Raw genomic sequence first — 21778 nt, 5'->3', positions numbered from 1 at the left:
GGCGCATTTTTTTCCCGTGCTGAGTTCGCGGCCTGTTCCGTTCACTTGACACCACGAGAATGCGCCGCATTCCCCGCCATTACGCCGAAAACCTGCCGCGTCGCGCCGTCCTCAGCGACATGAGTCAGGACAGGCGCAGGCATTAACTCCGTGGCGCTTTTACGTTGCTACAGACGCCGGCGAACCACTGGCAAAAGGCCAGGGTGGAATGGTTACACTCCTGATCTGAGAGCAGGTAATAACCTTCATCGTCCAGCGTCGAGATATCGGACAGTATCACCAGGTCGCCGCTTGCCAGTTCCCGGCGAAAGACCTCCGTAGGGCACAGCGCGACGCCGTGTCCGGCAATCACCGCCGTGGCAAGCAGATTAAAGTCCTGATAGACCGGGCCATGCGTCAGGTTTTCTGGGCGGTATCCCGCTCTGATGAACCACTCTTCCCACGCGGAGATCACTTCATCATGCAGCAACATGGCGTTATTTAATCGGGCATCACAACGGCTGGTCTCCAGATAGCGGGGGCTGGCGACGGGTTTATTTATCCGGGAAAACAGCTTATGGGAGGCAATCCCCTCTGCATTGCTGTTTTTATGGGTGATCAGGACATCATGCTTCTCCGGATCAAAGGCTTCATGGGCCCGCGAATAGGCGACCTCGATGGTGATCTGCGGGTGGAGTTCAGTGAACTCAGGCAACGCTGGAATTAACCACCGGGTGGCGATAGAGGGAATGCAGGCGACGGAGATCGCATTGCGGTCTTTGCGGATCCGCAACGACTGGGAAGCCACCGAGATAATGCTCAGCGCCTGCTGTATGGACTGATAATACTGTTGCCCGGCGGGCGTCAGCACTACGCCGCGTCCCGAGCGCTCAAACAGGCGTCTGCCGAGCCAGGACTCAAGCTTCTTGATCTGCCCACTGACCGCCGCATGCGTTACGCACAGCTCTTCACCGGCTTTAGAGATACTGAGCAGCCTGGCGGTAGCCTCGAACGCACGGGCCGCATTGAGCGGGGGGAGCATCATAGAAATACCACTGTCATCAACTGAAAGTGGCAGCATAGCGTTTTTAAATGCGTAAAGTCCAGGTCCTGAGAATGAGGCGGCTCCAGCGGCGGAGCCACCGTCGCGTTTATTCGGCCCCCAGATATGACCGGGCGACGCGCTCGAAAATTCGCGTCGCGCACTCAAGTTTCGCCACCTGGACATACTCATCTATCGCGCCGCTCATTCCCACTTCTCCCGGGCCGATAATGACCATAGGCAGATTCAGAGGCGGTGCGATAATTGCGGCATCCGAATAATAGGCAACCCCAGCAGGCCCCGGATCGTCCACGCCTTCGGCCTGGCAGGCGTTGAGGCAGTGTGTGACAAAGGGGTGGTCGTCAGGCGTATCCACCGGCAATTTGAGATCCAGCAGTTCAAGCGTAATGTGCGGCCCGGCGATGGCCTGAAACGCGTCCATTACCGACTCAGCGCTCTGGCCCGGAACCAGCCTGACGTCAATGTCGGCAGAGGCGGTATCCGGGATCAGTGGGAACGAAAGTCCGCCGCGGATCATGCCGATATTGATTGTCGGAGGGCGAATGTGGCGATGCGCTGGGGCATCCAGTTGCAGGTCGTGGGCTTTGTCCAGATATCGGGCAAGCCGTACGATAGCGTTGCCGCGATCGCCTTTACGGCTTTCTGAAAATGCGTTATGGCCATATTCACCGCTGGCGGTGGCGCGTAGCCAGAGGGCGCCTTTCTCTGCGACAAACGCGCGATTACCGGTTGGCTCCGAAACCAGCAGAGCGCCGACACCGTCAAAGTGTCCGTCTTCAAGCAGTCGACGCGCGCCCAGACAGTTTGAATTTTCGGCGGCGGAAAAAGTCAACAACAGGTCGCCCTTCAGGGGCGTACCCGACCGTACAAGATTAATTGCGGCAACGGTCATCGCCGCCATCCCCCCTTTCATATCTGTCGCGCCGCGTCCGTACAAGCGACCCTCACGAACCTCTCCGGCAAAGGGATCCACCTGCCACTTTTCTGGCTCAACGCCGATCGTGTCAAAATGCGCGGAAAAAGCGAGGGCGGGGCGCTCCCCGCTGCCTTTGATGCGCGCCACCAGATTCGTCCGTCCGGGGGCGATCTCATAGACCAGCGGCTCAATGCCTTCTTTACGCAATGTCTGGGCGATAACCATTGCCGCCAGCCGCTCATTACCTGGCGGATCGATGGTATTCTGGGCAATTAATGCCTGCGTCAGTGCGAGAGTTTCACTCATTTTCGTCCCCCAGGGAGTTCAGTAACCGTCCGTAACCCGGAATGTTTTGTCGCCAGCCGGACAGTTTCAGCGCATGCCAGAATGCCGCCTGGTTACTGACCACGACCGGTAAGCCGGTTTTTTCTTCAATCCGCTCAATAACGTTGAGCGCTTTGGTGCCGGTGCAGGAAATAAAGATGGCGTCGACGTCGGACAGGTCAGAAGCCAGCACCGCATCAACAAAAAAATCGGCCGGAATACTGCCGATAGCGTGATCGGTATCGTAACCCGCGACGCGGACAGAGCTGAATGTGATGCCTTCCTGTTGCAAAAATGCCATCACATTTTCCGTCATCTGCGGCGTATAGGGGGTGACGAGGGCAATGCGGCGGGCGTTAAAATAGCGCAACGCCGCCAGCGCGGCGGTCGCCGGGTTGGTCACCGCCACGCCCGGACGTCCCTGCTGAATATTCGCCTGGATCGTCTCCGGGCCAATGAGCGTGGATGCGGAGGTACAGCCAAAAACAACCGCGTCCAGCCGGGAATCCGGCAACAATAATGCCGCCGCCGGGGCCAGTTCCTCTTTCAGCGCCAGAAAGGTTTTGTCGCTGTTCGGCGTTTCCAGATAAATACGCGTGGAAAAGACGCCCAGGCTGTCGTCTGGCACCATGTGATGAAAATCCCGCTCAATCACAGGATCGGTGGAGAGTACAATAAGGCCAATTCTGGCCGTGTGCCCGTAAGGTTCTTCCAGACCGGCGGTGGTCGGGTGGACAACGGGGATAACCGAAGATGTCTGCGTTATCATGACTGCGTTCCTGATCTCAGAAAAATGTTCTCACCGCACCGGTGACGCGATACTGCTCATCAACCCTGAGCAGGCAACGCCATTTGTCGAAGGTGGTGCAGGCGTGAGAAATACCAAATCCGATAAGATCGCCTATCTGCAGCGGCGTGTTTTCCGGCAGATGAAGGTAGGCGTGCTGATCGTTTAATTTTGTTACCGTGTGGCCCGCAGGCAGCGGTTGCGGGCGCGCCATAACGCCGGGTCTGTACCACAAGCAGGGCACGGGCAGCTCCCAGTCATGGGAGATGTCCCGTTTACCAAGCGTGGCGAAGCCCAGACCAGGTTCAGGCATGGACTGCAGCGCGGCCCAGACTTCCAGCGCCCCCTCCGGAGGCGGGGCGTCGATCTCCCGGGTCAGCGGGGTACGTTGCGTAATACGCTGAAATGCACGTTTATAGGCGATGCTGTCGCTGGTGATATAGCAGCCTGAACGGATAACCACCCGGTGAGGAAGGCGGCCGCTAAACTGTTGCAACGGGCTGCATAAATCAAAAAACTCGGTTCCACCGGCGGTGAGCAGGATCTCATCACTTTCCCATAACGCTTCGTCGTCGCAGCGCCGGGCGCATTCACTCATCGCCGCAACCATTTGTCGCACGACGTCTTCGCGGGCCTTTTGGTCCGCTCCGCCGACAATACCTTCATATCCCTCAATCCCTGCCAGTTGCATATGCGGCTGCTGGCGAATATAGCGGGCCAGCGTCATCGCGTCCGCCAGCGTCCGTACGCCGGTGCGCCCCCCCTGTACACCCATTTCGACCAGCACGCGGAAAGTCACCGGCTGGCCATACTCCGTTGCCGCCTGGACGAGCTGATCGATATTTTGTCGGCTATCGGCAATCAGCCAGAGCTGTAGCGTCGGATAACGATGCAGCGTGTTGAGGAGGGTATGGATATTGCCGTTCCCTACCAGTTGATTGGCCAGAATAACTCGTCTTAATCCCAGTCGGGCGAAGAAGGCGACCTGTTGGGCGGTGGCGGCGGTAATTCCCCAGACGCCGTCTTCCAGCTGCATGTGAAACAGTTCTGGTGCGAGGGTCGTTTTGCCATGAGGCGCAAGGCTGACACCGCTTTTTGCAAGATATTCCGTCATCCAGCGACGATTTTGCTGCATCACGGCATCGCGTAAAAAGGCGACGGGAAGCGGCAGGCGAGGATCGCCCAGCGCATAGCCCCGATTGCCAATCTCGGCAAAGTTGCCCTGGTGATCCACCGGGACGCCTTTGTGGATAAGGCCCGGGGATTCGTCCCCCAGTGCCGCGAGATTTTTCGCGAGTTGCTGCCGATCGCATGCCATCGGGTCGGGAAAAGGTTTCATGACTGGCTCCTTTGACCACTGAATATGTGGCTCTGTGCGGGCAAAGTGTAATGAGCCTCCGCCTTTCTCTTCCAGCAGCTTTTTCTATGTGAATTATTAGTTTTTTTAACACCAGAAATTGTGATTTTTATTAATTCATTGATTTTATTGTTTTTTAAATAAGTATAACAAAAACATGTTAGATTTATTAACGTGTTTGCGAGAATTTATGGTTTGTTTCCGGCTAAACAGTCATCAATAGTAAGTGTGGAAGGAAGAGGGGAGAGGGGCGTTCAGGTATATCGGCCTCATCACGCATCGCAAGGAGCGCCGTCATTAATCTCTGAACTGTTGGCTGTCCTTAGCGGGAGAGTAAGCAAAATGCAGAACAAAAATGAGGTAACGCAGCAATGAAGACGTTTTTGAAAAGTGCAGTAACTTCTCTGTTATTTATCGGTTGCATCGCTCAGGCTCAGGATGAACATACATTAAGGGTTGGCAGCGATATCACTTCACCGCCCTATATTTACTATGATGCCAATAAAAAACCGGCGGGATTTGATGCCGAATTTATGCAGGCGCTGGCGACTGCCGGTAAATTTAAGCTGCAGTTTAATGATACGCGTTTCGAAAACCTGATCCTCGGCCTCAACGCCGGTAAATTTGACGTGATTGCCTCATCAATGTTTATCAAACCAGAGCGGGCAAAGGTCATTGATTTTATTCCTTACGCCAATGCCGGGCTCGGTTTTCTGGTGAAAAGCACCAGCGCGTTTAAACCGCAGCAACCGCTTGAACTGTGCGGTAAACGAGTCGGGATTATTAAAGGTGCGGCTTACATTTCTACCCTTAATAAAGTCTGCGCCGACGCCGGGAAAACGATTGATATAAGAGAGTATCCAACATCCGCTGAGGCCAGTCAGGCAGTGATATCCGGTAATGTAGACGCTCAGGCTGATGATGTGGCCGTGCTGAAGGTGGCGGTCGATAAAACGCAAGGAAAACTGGCTATCAGTTCGAAAGAGGTTTTATTTCCGGTGGTGCTCGGGATCGGTGTGGCGAAAAATCATCCGGAAATTAAGAAGGAACTGGAGTCGGCCTTTACCATTATTAAAAATAACGGCGTGTATCAGTCTCTGCTGAATAAATATAACCTTGTAAGCCCAACGCCGGAACAATTCCGGATAGCGACTGGCGAATAACCTCTGGTGGTTTCTGCATTAAAAAGTGTATGCGAAACCGGGCATGGCATGCACTTATTTTCCCACTCACTGGTATGAGAAAAGGTAATGACTGATTTTGACTGGCATTATGTAATTAATTTGTTTGCTGATGCCGATTTCTGGAAGGCCAGCGTCACGGTTGTGGTGCTCTCTGTTCTGACCTGGGTGACGGGCCTGGTTTTAGGGCTAGGGATAGCCCTGTGCAAAGAATCGTCTAAAGGTTATCTGCGCCATACGGCGGTTGGATATATCTGGTTATTTCGCAGTTTGCCGCTGCTGGTGTTACTTATTTTTGTTTATAACTTGCCGCAGTTATTTCCCTCGACAAACAGCTTTTTATCTAATCCCTTTATTGCCGGGCTGGTGGCGCTTATTGCCAGTGAGTCTGCCTATATTGCCGAGATCCATCGCGGAGGCTTACTCGGCGTGCCGCGCGGTCAGCATGAAGCAGGTAAGGCGCTGGGTTTCAGCTTTTGGGGGCGTCTTCGCCTGATCGTGGTGCCGCAGGCATTTCGCATCGCTTTACCCAGTTTATCCAATGAGTTTATTACCATTGTAAAATTAACATCTCTGGTGTCAGTTATTTCCCTGAATGAAATTCTGCTCGTGGGACAACGACTTTATACCCAGAATTTTAAAGTCATCGATACCCTGATCGTGGTGGCGGTTTTCTATGTCATGATTGTCAGTGTTTTTACGCTCTTAGTTAATCAACTGGAACGCTGGCTGGATGTGACCAGAACCCGTTCCGTTTCCAGCGAGCATAGCGTGGCCGATGGAGACAGCCTCCCCGCTATTTCTGGGCGAACTCGCCAGCCGCCTTCGGATAAAAATCCGGTGGTTATCGCGATTGAAAAAATAAGTAAAAGCTTTACCGGGAAGACGGTATTAAAAGCGGTAAGCTTTCGTATTCGTCAGGGGGAGGTGCTGTCAATTATTGGCCCGTCCGGTTCAGGTAAAACAACCTTAATTCGGACCATTAATGCACTACAGGATATTGATGATGGCGTCATTCTTTTTGATAACCGGGAATGGATTGGCGCACATAATAACCATTATCGTCTGGCGCCGGATTTTGAGAAAAGAATTACGGATATCGGCATGGTATTCCAGAGTTTTAACCTGTTTCCCCATATGAGCGTGCTGAAAAACGTCACCCTTGCCCTGAGCTATCACGGTAAAGCCAGCGGTAAACAGGCAAAGGCGCGGGCAATGAAGGCATTGCAAAAAGTCGGGATGCAGCAGCACGCGCATAAATATCCCCATCAGCTTTCAGGTGGACAACAGCAGCGGGTGGCCATTGCCCGGGCGGTCGTCATGGAACCCCGGGTCATGCTGTTTGATGAGCCAACTTCAGCGCTCGATCCTGAGATGGTTAACGAGGTGCTGCGCACCATTGAAGAGCTGGCGGGAGAAGGGATGACAATGATCATCGTCACGCACGAAATGCGTTTTGCTCGCCGAATTTCTGACCGGATTATTTTTATGGAGGAGGGCAGCATTGTCGCCGATGCGCCGCCTGAAACGCTGTTCAATAACACCAATCCGCGAATTACGGGCTTTCTGCGTCAGTCGGCTGAGTAGTTTTATCCGTTAAATTCCGCGACCGGAGAAAAAAGTTATGCAACCTACGGTGATTCCCACCCAACAGATTATCGATGCCGTCAGCTTTGATGACAGCGCTATCGACGCGATTGCGCACGCGTTTGCGTCGCTTTCCGGCGCCAGCGCTGTGGTTATGCCGCCGGTTATGCAAATTAACGTCGATGAGTTTCATGGGCAGACCTGCGTCAAATCAGCCTATGTGGCTGGTTCAGCTTACTTTGTGGTAAAGCTGGCCAGTACATGGCACGACAATCATTTGTCTGGTTTGCCGAACAGCAGCGGCTTGATGCTGGTATGCCGCAGTGAGACGGGATTTGTCGATGCCATACTGCTGGATAACGGGTATCTGACAGCCTTACGGACACAGGCGGCTGGCGCGGTGGCGGCGCGAACGCTTTCACGGCCAGAGAGTCGCCGTGCGGCAATTATTGGCGCGGGCCGGCAGGCCGGATTACAGCTCGCGGCATTGCTGGCCGTACGGCCTATCGACAACGCGCGGGTATGGTCTCCGGACCTGCAGCAAACGACAGCCTTTTGCCAGAAAATGTCACAACAGCTACACATTGATGTACAGCCGGTCAGCGCTCCTGAACAGGCCGTGTATGGTGCAGACATTATTGTGACCGCAACACCGGCCCGGACGCCCATTATTCGCGCGGAATGGTTAAGCCCGGGCCAGCATATCACCGCTATGGGCGCTGATGCGCCGGGTAAATCAGAGCTCCATCCCGACGTTCTGCTGCGCGCGACCCGCTATGTTGCCGACAGCGCCCGGCAGTGCCGCGCACTCTCGGAATTACACATGGCGCTGCGCGCGGGCGTGGTAACGGAAGACTATACGGTCGTTGAGCTTGGCGATGTCATTACCGGGCGTCAGCAAGGACGGGTAAGCGCAGAGGATATCACCATCGCCGATCTGACGGGACTCGGGGTTCAGGATACGGCTATTGCCTTGCTTGCCATGGAACGAACAGGTAAATGATAGCGCCCAGGCAGGCTAGCGCGCATATGGCGTCAGATCGGCTGGTGTAAGCTGTGGGGGCGTGAGCCCCTGCCGCTTAATCTTTGCTGTCTTCTTTGCCGTAAAAAAGCTTACCGATCTTAATGAGCGGTCTTCCCTTTGATTTTCGATGCATGTTCGTATCGCGTAATGAGTATACGCAACCACAGTATTCCTGTTGGTAAAATTGTTCCCGTTTACTAATTTCAATCATGCGCGCAGAACCGCCCTGTTTACGCCAGTTATAGTCCCAGTAAACGATGCCGGGGTAAGATGCGGCTGCGCGCTGGCCGCAATCATTAATCTGCTGCATATTTTTCCAGCGGGAAATACCCAGTGAGCTGCTTATTACGCTGAAGCCATGCTCAGCCGCATACAGAGCCGTTCGCTCGAAGCGCATATCGAAGCACATTGTGCAGCGAATACCGCGCTCAGGCTCCCATTCCATGCCTTTTGCACGCTCAAACCAGTTGTCCGTGTCATAATCGGCATCGACAAACGGCACGCCATGTTTTTCCGCGAAACGAATATTTTCCTCTTTGCGGATGAGATACTCTTTTTGTGGATGAATATTCGGATTGTAGAAAAAAATCGTGTAATTGATACCCGATGCCTGTATGGCTTCCATTACTTCACCGGAGCAGGGCGCACAGCAGGAGTGCAGCAGTAATTTATCTGCGCCGTCAGGGAGTTCAAGTTTGGGTCGTTTAAATTCGGTGAAAGTCATCTGTCTTTTTCAGGAATAGTGCTATTTGCGGAAATTATAGCATTGAAAACGTCCGATATTGAAAAATCAAAAATCATCACTCCTTGTCAGGATATAAATCGTCAGTTTTTACTTACTGGCTACCGGCGCTGTTAATCTGACTGATTCGGCAGAACAACGTGCCGTAACCGCGGGGCACATTCTGGCGCGGTCACGGAGAAGAGCCTCTCGCCAGGATGACGGGTGAGCAAAAAACTGATAAATTATCTATTCATAAAGCTATTCATCTATCTATTCATTAAGTGATTCACCCTATGAAAAACAGGTTTGACACGATACGCCAGACGCTACGTCATGGGCCAACAACAGTAAGGCAACTTATTGATATAATGGATATTAGCCAGCCAACCATTTCCAGAACTTTAAAGGCGCTTGGTGATGAGGTTGTCAGGATTGGCTCTGGGCCATCTATTCAATATGCTTTGCGCGATACTTTTCGCGGGTTTCATTCCGCCCCCATTTACCGCATAACCGAAGAGGGGAAAGTAAAACCACTGGGTAAACTTATCCCCGTTCATCCAGACGGTTTTGTCATTGAGCAGACGGATGACGTGTGCCTCCATAGTGACGGGCTGCCATGGTGGTTATTTGACATGCGACCACAGGGATATCTGGGGCGCGCCTACGCATCAACATATTCAACCAGGCTTGGCCTGTCTCCTGATCCCGAAGACTGGACAGACACTGATGTTATCCGGGCGTTGTTAGCACACGGTCATGACGCGGTGGGGAATCTCTTAATAGGGGAACAGGCACGAAACCAATTCCTGGAGATGCCGTTGCCCACTGCCGTTGATCGCGCGACAACATTCCCCGCGCTAGCGTTAGCAGTCAGCGCCGGGGCAGTGCCGGGTTCCTCTGCTGGCGGTGAGCAACCCAAATTTTGTACTTATACCGAACGTGGCCATGTGCTGGTGAAATTTACGGCACTGGATGATAACCCTGTCAGTGAACGTTGGCGCGATCTGTTACAGGCTGAACATCTTGCATTAAAGGTACTTGGCGTCGAGACCGAGGTGTTTGATTTTGCCGGGCAGCGTTTCCTTGAGATCCCCCGATTCGACCGCGTAGGCCCGCTAGGCCGGATAGGTCTTTTTTCTCTACGGGCGCTGGAGGCGGAGTTTGTCGGTCGGGCCAGGGCCCCGTGGCCCATTCTGGTTAATGAACTGATCAGACAGGGGCATGTTCATCCTGATGCCGCCAGCGGCACGGCGCGGCTGTGGGCGTTTGGGATGCTGATCGGCAATACCGATATGCACCACGGTAATCTGTCGTTTATTAGTAGTCATGGTCGTCCATACCACCTTGCGCCAGCTTATGACATTCTGCCAATGGGGTTTGCCCCTAAGTCCGGCGGCGAAATAGTGAATGTGCTTCGGCCAGCGACACTCCTTGAGACGATCGGCGAGGAAATCTGGCAGGAAGCGCTGGCGCTGGCGGAAGACTTTTTTGCTTTAGCCAGTGGTTGCCGTCGCTTTTCCACCCATTTTGACCCATGCCTTGCGGCGTTACGTAACCACCTTGACGAGGCCCGATCGCGTATAGCGCGTCTGGGATAATGCGCTGTCATTGCGAAGCAGGTCCAGGGAGAGCCGTATTGACGAAACGCGCGATGTTTTCATTATAGCGCTATGCTACAGCGCCAGTCCGCTAACCCGGCTCGAATATGAAGGACGCGTCGGAGAGAGAGAACTGTTTATTCCGGGTGACAGTACCAGACTGATGCACCCGCAACCGGATAAAGAGATCGCTTTGAATTATTCAGGGATGAGAGCCTTAACCAAATAATGTTGCCGATGGTGATAGGGCATCTGTTCCAGGGTCATTTGCAGCAGGTAGCCCTGCCTTTCATAAAAGCCCCGGGCCTGAAAGCTGAAAGTATCGACGAGGGCGCTGTGGCACCCTCGGCTGCGGGCTTCCGCTTCGGCGGCCTGCAACATCCTCGCGCCGAGACCGGTGCCGCGCAGGGATTCGTTCACCCAGAGAAACTGGATCTGCATCCAGTTACCCCAGGTGATGGCCAGAAGTCGGGCTGTTTTATGCCCGCGTTCATCATGAATAAACACTGCCAATGTTTTAATGGCATCAAGATCGACATGCGTCTGGTTAAACGCCGTTAATTGCTGGCGGATATGGTTGACATCGTCCGGATGCGGCGACGCAGTCAATATCATGTTCATCTCTTGTTCTCCCTGTGCTGGTGTAATTATTTATAGGTGGTTATCTGGCTACCAAAGGTTCCCGCTACTCCGCTTCCAGTTCGATCATCTCATCGACTGGCTGCCCTTCCAGCTGGCGCAATACCCGGTAAACCTGCGCGACCGCCTGGAGAGTGTGACGGGGGATCAACTGCCCTTCCTGAGAACGGTACAGCGTGCGGGCCAGCCAGATAAAACGGATCACCGGAATGTTGGCCCGCTGTGCTCGGGCAATTAGCTCCCGTGCCTCGCTATCTTGTCCTTTGCAAATAATCCGCGGTAACGGCGTTAGCTCCGGGCGATAAAACAGCGCCACCGCATAGTGCGTCGGATTGACCAGCAGCAGATCGGCCTCTTCCAGCGGCTTTTTCTGTACCGGTACGGCCGGTTTGTTGAGCAGCTCATGCGCCATCGCTTTTCGGTGACCTTTCATATGAGGGTCGCCTTCGGATTGTTTGTGTTCGTCACGAATATCCTGGTGACTCATTCGTTGCTGCTTGAGGAAAAAGTATTTTTGCAGCCCGAAATCCAGCAACGTCAGCACCAGCAATGTCAGCAGCGTCTGGCGGGATATATGGGTCAGCAGCAGTTCCACTGCGGGCCAGAAACTGTCCAGATCGCCATACGCCAGCCGGGCGAGGGAGTCGAGATCCGGCGTCAGTACCAGATAAAAAATGATGCTGATGGCCAGGGCTTTCAGCACGTTGTTGAGTAGTTCGCTGAGTTTTCTGGCGGAAAACATCTGCTGGAACTGGGGAAGCGGGTTTAAGCGGTTGAAATCCAGCTTTAGGGCTTCCGTGGCAAATAACGGGCCGTACTGGACCCAGCCGCCAACAATACGCAACAGGATCGCCAGCGCCACGGTGAGGCCGCAGAATGAGACCACCATCACCAGTGCGCTACTGACCACTTCGCTTAACGCCAGTTCGAATGGCAGATTGATACGCGCCAGCGGCAGCCGCATCAGCGCCTGAAGTTTCTGCATACCGGTATCGTCCAGCGCCAGCACTGTCTCCACTATCCCGGCACAAATCAGTAGCTTGGGAACGTCCTGGCTCTGGCTGACCTGGCCTTTGCGCCGTGCGTCCTGCAGTTTTTTGGCGCTGGGTTTTTCGGTTTTCTCCGCCACGGTTACCTTCCTCCCAATATCAGCGGCAGCAGTTTGCTGAGGTCGCGTAGCTGTAGCAGGCGATCTTCGCCCAGCGCGTTCAGAGTCGGCAGATAAATAAGGAAAAAAGCCAGTCCGGCGAGACACTTGGCTGGCACTGATAATACAAATACCTGCAACTGCGGGCTGTAGAGGCTGAGAATAGCAATACTGAAATCCAGCAACAGCAGCAGAGCGACCAGTGGACCTGCGTAAATAATGATATGGGTGAAGGTATCCGCCAGCAGCGTCAAATACTGCCGGAACCCTTGCTGGTGCGGCAACGGTAGCCACTGCAACACTGGCCAGATGCGGTAACTGTCCCACAGAATTTGCATAATGCCGCTCAGGCCAATGCCGAGTACTAACAGCAGAATCAATGTTTGTTGCAGCAGCAGACCGAGAGGGGTGACATCGACGCCAAGAGCCGGGTTGAGCTGCCCGCCAATCAGCGCGCCTCGCTGGTTGTCAAATAACGCCCCGACTGACTGATACAGCCAGAATGGCATCGCCAGCACCAGTCCCAGCAAGATGCCGATGATGACTTCTTTGAGGATCAGGCCGGTGAGCTGCGGCCAATCGGGCATGTGTTGCGTAAATTGCGCTTGCAGGCCGAGGGCGGGTACGAGCGCCAGCGCCAGAACGACTCCGGTACGCAGCATGCCTTTGAGGATATTGAATGAAAACACCGGCACCAGAATCAGACACGGGTAGATACGCGCAGCGCCCAGTGTCAGGGCGAACAAAAACTGATACAGGGAATGGATGTTGTCGTTAATCATATCAGGCCCGGGTCTGCTGGATCAGGGTAAAGGCTTGTTGGGTCAGTTCGATAAGCTCAATACCTATCCAGCGACCGCTGAGCGCCAGGGCGATGCCGACCGCTACCAGTTTGATGGCAAAGGGCAGGGTTTGATCCTGCAACTGCATCACCGCCTGCAGTAACGACACCAGCACGCCAACGATTACCGCGACCAGCAACGGCGGCGCGGAAAGCAGCACCACCAGCATCATCGCCTGCCTGAACAGGTTCAGTATGTCCATTCTCGCCTCACAGGTAACTGTAAAATAAGCCATCGAGCAGCCGGGTCCAGCCGCTCACCAGTACAAACAGCAGCATCTTCAGCGGCAATGACAGCGTCATCGGCGCCACCATCTGCATACCCAGCGCCAGCAGGACGTTGGAGACGATCAGATCGATAACGATAAACGGGATATAGATTAAAAAACCGATCTTGAAGCCACCCTGCAGCTCTGATAGCACAAAGGCCGGGATCACCAGCAGCAGGTTATCTTTGCTGACGCTGTCCGACATTTCCCTGGGCCACATACGCACGCTGTTTTCCTGCAGGTGAACCAGAATGTCCGGGTCGGTGTTGCGGGTCATAAACGTTTGTAGCGGCGCAATGCCGTTACTGATGCTGCTCTTCAGGCTATCAATGCTGGACAGATCGGGCTGCTGCTGTTGAAACTGCTGTTGCATCTGGTTAAACACGGGAGCCATCACAAACAGCGTTACCGCCAGCGCGATACCGTAGAGCGCCATATTTGGCGGAACCTGCTGTACGCCGATGGCGTTGCGGGTGATTAACAGCACCATAGAAATTTTCAAAAAGCAGGTGCAGACGATCATCAGCATCGGGATCAATGACAATGCCCCGAGGAACAGGGCGAAGGTCATCGGATCGAAACGATCGGGATTCATGACGCCTCCTGGGCCGACGTCAGCAGCAGCCGTGTGAGTTGCAGACCCAGCCGACCTTCGACCTCTACCAGCTCGCCGTGGGCGACTGGCATATCGCCGTGGTACAGACCGGCCTCGCCGGGGGTGACGTTATCAAGCGTCAACACGCTGCCTACCTGCAACTGTTGTAGTTCGCCGAGCGTGAGCAGTGTCCGGCCGCAGCGGATTTCCAGCGTCAGGGGCAACGCGGTCAGCGCAACGCCGGTTTCGACAGCGGTCTGTTCCATCGGCATATTGTAGGGTAATGGCTCTTCAGCAGCGGTATTCAACGGGGTAGTCTCCAGAGCGTTGATCAAAAAATGGCGACAGGATTGCAAGACGCCGCTCAGACGCAGGCCAGCGAGGAGCAGGCTACCCTGGCCATCGGGGGTGAAGTCGTACAGTGGTGGGATCAGCAGATCGCCAATGGCCAGGGCTGCCAGTTGCGTCGGCAGTAACGTGATGCGCGCCAGCCGTAAAGGCCGGGCGATCGCCAGCGTGGCGGGCAGCGGAGCAACGGCGGTACGCCAGCCGGACTGGCATAGCCAGCGTCGCAGTTGCGCATGATCAAGATATAACCGGGCGTCGGCGTGGCGATCGCCCAGCGTCAGGTGTAAACGGGCGACCGCATCGGCGGCGGCAGGGGGCGTGCCAGGGCGCAGTTCGCCAAACAGGCGGGCCAGCTCCGGACTAATGTACTGATTAAATAGCGACCACTGCCAGCTATCCGTATCCAGGACGTTGGCTGGCGGCGGGCAGGGGCTGAGCGACAGCAGATTCAGTAGCGGTGTGGCCGCCGACAGCGAGAAGTCGCCCAGCTCGCAGCGCCAGTGGCTGATTTCCTGCGTTGGCTGCGGCGTACACGGCAGCAACCACAGTTCGCCGGACGTATCGCCCAGGGTAAACGGATAATGGTAACCGGCCGCCAGTTGATTTTGCGTTTGCGCCTGATCCCGGCTGAGAGTACGCAGACGTAACGGTAGCGTACTGCTCATACTGCGACCTCTTGCTCAATTGACAGGTGCACCGGGCCATCGAGCGCCTGGCGTAACAGTCGCTGGCACAGGCTGGCCTGCCGTTGCCAGCGACGGTAGGCGGCAGGGGAAAAGCGTAGCGAGACCTCCCAGCCAGTCGGCTGACGCGTCGCCAGGGTGACATCCACTTCGCCGGATTCCGGCAACAGAAACGTAAAAGCGCATGTCTCCCCCGCGCTGTCTGCGGCGCGACGGCATAATTCCTGCTGCAATGGTTGCCAGTCGGGGGAGGGCGGGGATTGCTGGAGCGGTTCTTCGTCGGGGATAAATACGCCGCCGACGGCAAAAAACAGTGCGCCCAGCACATCCGGCGCATTTTCGCGCGCATCCCACCGCCGCTGCGGCGGCGTTGAGGGGGGCTTGCTATGAGGCTGCGGCTCCGCGTCGGGCTGACGCGGGGAAACCGGCGGCCGGTTGGTGGCAGATCCTGCGGCGTTCATAGGGCCTCCTGTAAGTGCCCGGACAAATATTCCAGTTTTTCCAGCGCCTTTTGCTGTTCTCGCGCCGCGCTGGCCGCCTGCTCCAGTTGCTCCGTGGCGGCCTGGTGCAGTTGCCGGGCCTGCTGACACTGTTGTTGTTGCTGTTCCACGGCCTGTAAAGCCGCCTGTTCACTGGCAAGGAGGCGGTTCAGCGTCTCCAGTTGTTGATGCCGGTATTGGAAAGCGGCGCACTGTTGCTGATAGTGCTGTTGCTGCTGCAACAGCCGTTGTTGCTGGGCGCTCATATGCTGAAGGGTTTCCTCCAACTGTGTTTGCTGGTGACGCAACTGGCGCTGCGCGCGATTCAGGCGCTGACGGCGGATCGGCAGTAGCGTGGTTAGCGTTTGTTGCAGCGTCTGCCGATGCGGGTCGGGCTGCCGTTCGAATTCACTGTCATTCAGGGGCATGGCTGCTAACCTCCGCGAGTTGATATTGGATATGTTCAAAAGAATCGGGCGCGCGCATTGGCTGGCGCAGGAACTGGTTAATCAAATTGTTGGCGTTGACTGCGGCGTCGGTCAGCGGATCGTTGCCAGGCTGGTATTCTCCCAGCCGAATCAGCATTTCTACCTGCTGATACGCCGCCATCAGGCTGCGTAATTTTCCGGCCTGCATAATGTGCGCGCGTTCGACGACGTTGCTCATGGTGCGGCTAAGACTGGCGAGAATATCGATGGCGGGGTAGTGATTGCGTTCGGCCAGTCGGCGGCTGAGCACGATATGGCCATCGATCAGTGAGCGCACTTCGTCGGCGACCGGATCGTTCATCGAATCCTGTTCGATCAGCACCGAGTACAGTGCGGTGATTGCGCCCTGCTGGGTTTGCCCCGCGCGTTCAACCAGCCGGGGCAGCAGGGTATAGACTGAGGGCGGCAGGCCTCCGCGCCCCGGCGGTTCTCCCAGCGCCAGACCGATCTCACGCTGGGCGCGGGCGAAACGGGTCAGGGAATCGACGATCAGCAACACCTTTTTACCGTCTGCGCGAAACGCTTCGGCGATGGCGGTGGCGGTAAAAGCGGCGCGGGCGCGCTCCATGCTGCTGCGATCGGAAGTGGCACACAGTAGCACCGTCCGGCTGCGCAGCTTATCGTCCAGTTCATGATCGAGAAACTCGCGCAGTTCACGACCACGTTCACCAATCAGGCCAAACACAATGACATCGCAAGGGGTGTTACGCGCCAGCTCCGCCAGCAGCGTCGTTTTGCCGCAGCCAGCGCCGGCAAACACGCCGACACGTTGTCCGTTGCCGATGGTGAGCAGGCCGTCAATCGCCCGTAGGCCGGTGGGTAAGGGAGTATCTATACGCGGCCGCTCGGTGGGGGCCGGGGCGTCATTGAGCACCGGCACCGCCTGATGCTCACTGCCAGGTTCGGCAAATGCGCTGTGGCCACCCGGTTCCAGTGCGCGGCCAAAACCATCAAGCACACTCCCCAGTAATCGCTCGCTGATGCAAATACAGTGCGGTAAATACAGCGGTATGATTAGCGCGCCTTGCGAAATGCCATCCAGCGCACCCAGCGCCGACAGCAGGATTTTTTCCGGGCTAAACCCTACAATCTCCGCCAGTACGCCGTCGTCGCCGTCACTGCGCATAATGCGGCATAAATCCCCGATGCGAGCGCCGGGCAATGCGCACGCGATCAGAATACCGCTGATGCCGGTCACCCGGCCATAGATTGTCACCGGCGAATAGCGTTCCAGATGGCGTTGTTGCCGCTGCGCCCAGTGGTGCATACGCTGTTGCAAAGTATCCATTACCATTTCACCTTGATGTTTTCACGTCCGGCGAACTCGATGCTGTCATGGTTGATCGCCACCAGCCTTAGCCGATCCACTTCATCGCCGATAAAAATTCGTTGTCCGTCGGCGGTGACGATATTGGCGCGTGGGCCGGTGCTGATCTGCACAATATTGAATGGCAACCGATTGCTGACGGTGCTGGTACGGTTATGGATTTGCAGGGTGACGTTAAAGCGCTGATAAAACGTGCGCAACATGCGATCCAGCCGCTGGCTGTCATCGTTGTCGAGTTTCCCGGAGAGGGTCAGGCTGTTGTTGCCGACGGACAGCGTCACGCTTTTTCCCAGACCCCGGTCGCTCAGCATGGAGGCGATAACCTGGCGCGCGTTGGCCTCGCTGGCCAGGCGTGGTTTTTCTGGCGGCAGCGGCGCTGAAGGAGAGGCAATACTGTCCTGCAACAGCCAACTGCCGAGCATCATGGTCAGCAGCAGGCCGAGCAGCAGATAGAGCACCTTAGCCCAGCCCGGCAGGCGACGTTTGCCCATCACGACTGACGGGGCGACTTCCAGCGGTTCACCGATCGCTGGTGTCGGCAGAGCCTTCTCTTCAGCCTCAACATGTTCCACGTCGGCCTCCTGTTCGCCTGGCCACGGCATTGAGGCGCTGACAATGCACAGCCAGATATGACCCAGAGCAAACGGTGTTCCGGGCTGCAAGTCGAGCGCTTCGCAGTGCTGTCCTTCGTTGTCGTTCAGCGTCCCTTCCAGCGCGAGCGCCTGCCAGCCTTGTTCGGTCTTACTTAGCTGACAATGGCGATCTTTCACACCGGGATCGTAAAGCGCCAGATCGGCATCCTGCGCGGCGCCAATGCACCATTGTTGTCCGCTCAAGGGCAGCGCCGCACCGCGATGCAGCCCGGTCAAAACGCGTAATTCGTACATGAGTCAATTTCCTGCGGTTCGGGCTGATATTGCTGGAGATCCAGCCGCCCCAGTACGTTAATGGCGACATTGCTGTTCAACTCGGCAAAGGAGAGTACCGGTACGGCGTGGAATTCGTCTTTCAGTAAGCTACGCAACGGACTGCGTAAATCCTGCGCCACCAGGATCACCGCTTTTGCATCGGCAAAGGGGGGAAAGGCCTGGCGCATCTGCGTCAGAAGATTGATGCCGTACTCCTGAGTCAGCGCAAAGAACGTTTCGCTCTGCGCCTGGCGCAATGAGTCGCGCAGCAGCTCTTCACTTTCCGGCGTCAGCAGCCAGACATGGAGTCCGTCCGGCTGCTGATACTGATGACAGATATGATCCTTCAGCGTGATGCGTACAAAGTCGGCCAGTGCGGAGCTGTCTCGTTCGTGCTGACCGTACTCGATCAGCGTTTCAGCGATGCTGCGCACCGAACGCAGCGGAATGCGTTCGGAGGCCAGCCGCTGCAGCACGGCGGCAAAGCGCGACAGCGGCATGATGCGCTGCAGTTCCTGCGCCAGTTCTGGCTGTTCGCTTTCCAGCCAGTTGAGGATTGATTTGCTTTCCTGCAGGCCAATAAACTGTGCGCCGCTTCGGTGGATTGCCTGCTCCATACGTAGCACGATTAGCTGTTCCGGGCTCCAGCTCGCCAGTTCCGGCTGTTGCAGCAAAGGGTGTTGGGGTGGCAGCCAGCACCAGTGCGTTTCATCACGCTCTGCCGGACCCGGCAGAACAGGAGGTTCACTGTCATGGTCGCCAAGGCTGCTTTTCCTTACCGCCAGATAGTCGACGCCAAACGTGGCGGTGACCTGTGGGATTTCGTAGACGCAGAAGCGGAATTCATCGCTGGCGAGCGCAGGCGAGTATTCAATATCGAATGACGGTAGGGTAAAGCCGAAGTGATAGACCAGACGGTTGCGCAAGCGACGGATATGCTGGATCAGCGAGGCGGCTGCGTCGCTGTTTTGATGCGCAAGGCTGAATTGCAGCAGGTAGGCGCGGGTCGGGTTGAAACGACGCAGATCCTGATAGCCATTCTGTTCCGGCGGCAGTTGTTCCGCTTGTCGTTCACTGTCCTGCAACTGGCCCTGCTTTTTAACGCGCCAGAGCTGAAGAAGGCCGCTACCAAGTGTGATAACGCTGATGATGATAAACACCGCTGTCGGCATACCGGGCAGCAGAGCGAATCCCACCATACCGACGGCGGATATGATCCATGCTTTGGGCTGGCTGGTGAGCTGTTCGGCGATTTCGCGGCCAATGTTGGCATCCACCTGCTGGCCGTCGGCGGAGACACGAGTGATGATCATGCCGGCCGTTAACGAGATCAGCAGCGCCGGGATCTGCGCGATCAGGCCATCGCCGATAGTTAGCACCGAATAAATATGCATGGCGGCGCTGGCCTCCATGTCATGTTGCAGAACGCCGATGGCGAAACCACCGATCATATTGATAAAGACGATTACCAGCCCGGCGATGGCATCCCCCTTCACGAACTTCATCGCCCCGTCCATTGCGCCGAACAACTGGCTCTCCTTAGCCAGATTTTCCCGCCGTTGGCGCGCCTGATGGGTTTCGATCAGGCCGGCTCGCAGATCGCTGTCGATTGACATCTGCTTGCCCGGCATGGCGTCGAGGGTGAAGCGGGCGGCCACTTCAGCCACACGTTCCGAACCTTTGGTGATTACCAGGAAGTTGACCACGGTGAGGATCAAAAAGATGACCAGCCCGACGGCCAGATTACCGCCGACGACAAAGTTGCCGAAGGCCTCAACGATATGTCCGGCATCCTGTTGTAGCAGAATCTGTCGGGTGGTGGAGATCGACAGCGCCAGTCGGAACATGGTAGTCAGCAGCAGCACCGACGGAAAGGTTGAAAAGGCCAACGGTTTCGGCAAATACATCGCCAGTACGATCAATAACGATGAAATACAGATATTGAGCGCAATCAACACATCGATCAGCCCGGTGGGCAGCGGAATGATCATCATAAAGACGATCGACATTACGATGACGGCCCCTACCACCTCCGAGCGCTGCATGGCGCTGAGGGCGATACGATTCAGCCAGGAGAACAGCGCAGCCATTTATCGGGCGGTCCGTGGTGGTGTCAGCGAGGCACGCGGTTCCTGTCCGGAATAGTCGCCGATAATGGAACGCAGCAGGTTCAGGGCCATCTGCCGATTCTTGGTTTTGTCATCGCGCCACAATCCCTGCGGCAGGTGATAAACCAGCGGCACCAGCCCGCTGAGAAACAGCACCTGATGCTGGGGCTCAGAACCGGCGGTATCGTGGGCGAGATTTTGCAGATCGCGTAAATAGGTGCCGTTACCGCTCAGGTTCAACAGGCGGCGGGTCAGATCCAGTGCGCTGATATTAACGGTCGGCAGTTTGCCAGACAGCCGTTCAAGCAGTTGTTTGCTGGCGCTCAGAGTCTGACTAATGTTGCCAGCATCCTGCAGGCTGTTGCGAATCGTTTGCAGGGCGCGCCTGGGAATAGATGAATTGCGTGCGGCGATATCATCGGCCAGCGCGCGCTGCAGCGTGCGTAACCCCTGGGTAATATGCGCACTACCAAACTGGCCCAGCATAGCGTCCAGCATGGCGTTGCCCGATTGCAGATGCACAATAGTCCGGTAATAAAGCTGGCGCATTGCCTGCTTCTGTCCGGGATCGGTACTGAAACTGGCGATCGCGCTGGCAGTATTCAGCCCGGCATGTACTTCCGCGCCTTTGGCCTGATGTAGCCGCTCAAGGCTGCTCAGCGCGTTGCCGGCCAGCGCGCTGTCCTGTGTCTGTTGCGCATGCTGCAGAGTATGGCGCAGCAGCACATCGCAGCGTGCTGGATCGTCCCCGGCGGCATGGAGCAGGTCGGCCAGATGTGGAGACGCGTTATTGAGCAGCAGCGTTTGCATCTGCCGGGTTTGTGTTTCCAGTCGCGCATGCTGGGGGTGCTCCAGCAGTTGCAGCAGCTCATTGAGTTTTTCAATACGCTCGACCTGCTGCTGTGCGTGATGATCTGGCTGGGCGGTCACCCGGCGCTGGTTGAGCGATTTACTCTTGCGTTCCACCTGCTCGGCAAAAGTCATAGAAACTTCTTCCATTGAGTCTTCAAGCGGTGAAGCGGGCATATGTCTGGAGGCGGCGCCGACAGCAGCGGGCGTCAGGCTGAGCGGCGGCAATGTCTCTTCGTCAGCGGGCGTGCCGGACAAATGCGAGGACGGAATTGAGGGTATAACCGGGGTAATTTTCATCGTCGAAGAACCTTTATTCATACGCGCTGTTGTCACTGTGTGGCGTGGTAAGCGCAATGGTTCCCTGATGATTTGCTTTACCCCGCCAGCGGCGGGGAACGCTTTGCAGCTTATTGCAAATTCGCGTGTTTCGTCTGGCAATAATTTGCGCTGACATTAATGAAAAAATAAAATAACTAATTATTTATCAATTAGTTAACTTATTGTAACTGGCTGGCACCTCCTTTGCTATACGCCTGAATGCCGATGGGGCATTT

Annotated in this window: 21 protein-coding genes; 4 read left to right on the top strand and 17 right to left on the bottom strand. The window is 55.8% G+C overall.

Annotation, left to right across the window (positions count from 1 at the left end):
• Nucleotides 1-142 precede the first annotated feature (142 nt).
• The 4 genes from FE839_RS18995 to FE839_RS18980 all read right to left on the bottom strand — a co-directional run bounded on the left by FE839_RS18995 (nt 143) and on the right by FE839_RS18980 (nt 4408).
• Nucleotides 143-1024 (bottom strand): LysR family transcriptional regulator, encoded by an 882-nt coding sequence (locus FE839_RS18995; RefSeq protein ID WP_138362328.1) that lies wholly within the window; start codon nt 1022-1024, stop codon nt 143-145.
• A gap of 106 nt (nt 1025-1130) precedes the next feature.
• The gene (locus FE839_RS18990; protein ID WP_138362327.1) at nt 1131-2264 is read right to left on the bottom strand and encodes a M20 family metallopeptidase; all 1134 of its coding nucleotides are present in this window, start codon (nt 2262-2264) and stop codon (nt 1131-1133) included.
• Nucleotides 2257-3051: a maleate cis-trans isomerase family protein gene (locus FE839_RS18985; protein WP_171034916.1), complete on the bottom strand. Its 795-nt coding sequence runs from the start codon at nt 3049-3051 to the stop codon at nt 2257-2259. The genes FE839_RS18990 and FE839_RS18985 overlap by 8 nt, the downstream gene beginning before the upstream one ends.
• A gap of 16 nt (nt 3052-3067) precedes the next feature.
• Complete coding sequence (locus FE839_RS18980) at nt 3068-4408, bottom strand: alanine racemase (protein ID WP_138362326.1); 1341 nt, start codon at nt 4406-4408, stop codon at nt 3068-3070.
• Nucleotides 4409-4797: 389 nt separating this feature from the next.
• On the opposite strand from FE839_RS18980, the gene FE839_RS18975 reads away from it, so the two are divergent.
• The 3 genes from FE839_RS18975 to FE839_RS18965 all read left to right on the top strand — a co-directional run bounded on the left by FE839_RS18975 (nt 4798) and on the right by FE839_RS18965 (nt 8197).
• Nucleotides 4798-5589 (top strand): ABC transporter substrate-binding protein, encoded by a 792-nt coding sequence (locus FE839_RS18975; RefSeq protein ID WP_138362325.1) that lies wholly within the window; start codon nt 4798-4800, stop codon nt 5587-5589.
• Nucleotides 5590-5676: 87 nt separating this feature from the next.
• Nucleotides 5677-7194, top strand: a complete 1518-nt coding sequence (locus tag FE839_RS18970; RefSeq protein ID WP_138362324.1) for an amino acid ABC transporter permease/ATP-binding protein — start codon at nt 5677-5679, stop codon at nt 7192-7194.
• 37 nt (nt 7195-7231) lie between these two features.
• Nucleotides 7232-8197 carry an ornithine cyclodeaminase family protein gene (locus FE839_RS18965; RefSeq protein WP_138362323.1) on the top strand — a complete coding sequence of 322 codons (966 nt, stop codon included), beginning with the start codon at nt 7232-7234 and terminating at the stop codon, nt 8195-8197.
• A 76-nt stretch (nt 8198-8273) separates the two neighbouring features.
• On the opposite strand, the gene FE839_RS18960 is transcribed toward FE839_RS18965, so the two are convergent.
• Nucleotides 8274-8942, bottom strand: a complete 669-nt coding sequence (locus FE839_RS18960) for an epoxyqueuosine reductase QueH (RefSeq protein WP_138362322.1) — start codon at nt 8940-8942, stop codon at nt 8274-8276.
• Between the two features lie 293 nt (nt 8943-9235).
• Here FE839_RS18960 and yjjJ point away from each other — a divergent pair, with 293 nt between their 5' ends.
• Nucleotides 9236-10540 (top strand): type II toxin-antitoxin system HipA family toxin YjjJ, encoded by a 1305-nt coding sequence (gene yjjJ, locus FE839_RS18955; protein ID WP_138362321.1) that lies wholly within the window; start codon nt 9236-9238, stop codon nt 10538-10540.
• Between the two features lie 198 nt (nt 10541-10738).
• Here yjjJ and FE839_RS18950 read toward each other — a convergent pair whose 3' ends face one another.
• From FE839_RS18950 to sctW, 12 genes are all read right to left on the bottom strand, one after another.
• The gene (locus FE839_RS18950; RefSeq protein ID WP_138362320.1) at nt 10739-11161 is read right to left on the bottom strand and encodes a GNAT family N-acetyltransferase; all 423 of its coding nucleotides are present in this window, start codon (nt 11159-11161) and stop codon (nt 10739-10741) included.
• 64 nt (nt 11162-11225) lie between these two features.
• Nucleotides 11226-12308, bottom strand: coding sequence for a type III secretion system export apparatus subunit SctU (sctU, locus tag FE839_RS18945; RefSeq protein ID WP_138362319.1), 1083 nt, complete (start codon nt 12306-12308; stop codon nt 11226-11228).
• A 2-nt stretch (nt 12309-12310) separates the two neighbouring features.
• Nucleotides 12311-13108, bottom strand: coding sequence for a type III secretion system export apparatus subunit SctT (gene sctT, locus FE839_RS18940; protein ID WP_138362318.1), 798 nt, complete (start codon nt 13106-13108; stop codon nt 12311-12313).
• A 1-nt stretch (nt 13109) separates the two neighbouring features.
• On the bottom strand, nt 13110-13370 hold the full coding sequence (gene sctS / locus FE839_RS18935) for a type III secretion system export apparatus subunit SctS (RefSeq protein ID WP_138362317.1): 261 nt from the start codon (nt 13368-13370) through the stop codon (nt 13110-13112).
• Nucleotides 13371-13377: 7 nt separating this feature from the next.
• Nucleotides 13378-14031: a type III secretion system export apparatus subunit SctR gene (gene sctR, locus FE839_RS18930; RefSeq protein ID WP_138362316.1), complete on the bottom strand. Its 654-nt coding sequence runs from the start codon at nt 14029-14031 to the stop codon at nt 13378-13380.
• Nucleotides 14028-15044 (bottom strand): FliM/FliN family flagellar motor switch protein, encoded by a 1017-nt coding sequence (locus FE839_RS18925; RefSeq protein WP_138362315.1) that lies wholly within the window; start codon nt 15042-15044, stop codon nt 14028-14030. The genes sctR and FE839_RS18925 overlap by 4 nt, the downstream gene beginning before the upstream one ends.
• Nucleotides 15041-15523 carry a type III secretion system HrpP C-terminal domain-containing protein gene (locus FE839_RS18920; protein ID WP_138362314.1) on the bottom strand — a complete coding sequence of 161 codons (483 nt, stop codon included), beginning with the start codon at nt 15521-15523 and terminating at the stop codon, nt 15041-15043. The genes FE839_RS18925 and FE839_RS18920 overlap by 4 nt, the downstream gene beginning before the upstream one ends.
• Nucleotides 15520-15969 carry a type III secretion system protein gene (locus FE839_RS18915; protein WP_138362313.1) on the bottom strand — a complete coding sequence of 150 codons (450 nt, stop codon included), beginning with the start codon at nt 15967-15969 and terminating at the stop codon, nt 15520-15522. The genes FE839_RS18920 and FE839_RS18915 overlap by 4 nt, the downstream gene beginning before the upstream one ends.
• Nucleotides 15956-17317, bottom strand: coding sequence for a type III secretion system ATPase SctN (gene sctN / locus FE839_RS18910; RefSeq protein ID WP_395033833.1), 1362 nt, complete (start codon nt 17315-17317; stop codon nt 15956-15958). The genes FE839_RS18915 and sctN overlap by 14 nt, the downstream gene beginning before the upstream one ends.
• The gene (gene sctD / locus FE839_RS18905) at nt 17317-18243 is read right to left on the bottom strand and encodes a type III secretion system inner membrane ring subunit SctD (protein ID WP_138362311.1); all 927 of its coding nucleotides are present in this window, start codon (nt 18241-18243) and stop codon (nt 17317-17319) included. The genes sctN and sctD overlap by 1 nt, the downstream gene beginning before the upstream one ends.
• Complete coding sequence (gene sctV / locus FE839_RS18900) at nt 18222-20354, bottom strand: type III secretion system export apparatus subunit SctV (protein WP_138362310.1); 2133 nt, start codon at nt 20352-20354, stop codon at nt 18222-18224. The genes sctD and sctV overlap by 22 nt, the downstream gene beginning before the upstream one ends.
• Nucleotides 20355-21521 carry a type III secretion system gatekeeper subunit SctW gene (gene sctW, locus FE839_RS18895; protein ID WP_138362396.1) on the bottom strand — a complete coding sequence of 389 codons (1167 nt, stop codon included), beginning with the start codon at nt 21519-21521 and terminating at the stop codon, nt 20355-20357.
• Between the last annotated feature and the right edge of the window lie 257 nt (nt 21522-21778).

Origin of the sequence: Klebsiella indica (assembly GCF_005860775.1) — a bacterium.
GTDB classification, from domain to species: domain Bacteria; phylum Pseudomonadota; class Gammaproteobacteria; order Enterobacterales; family Enterobacteriaceae; genus Klebsiella; species Klebsiella indica.
This window is presented reverse-complemented; position numbering and strand designations above follow the sequence as displayed.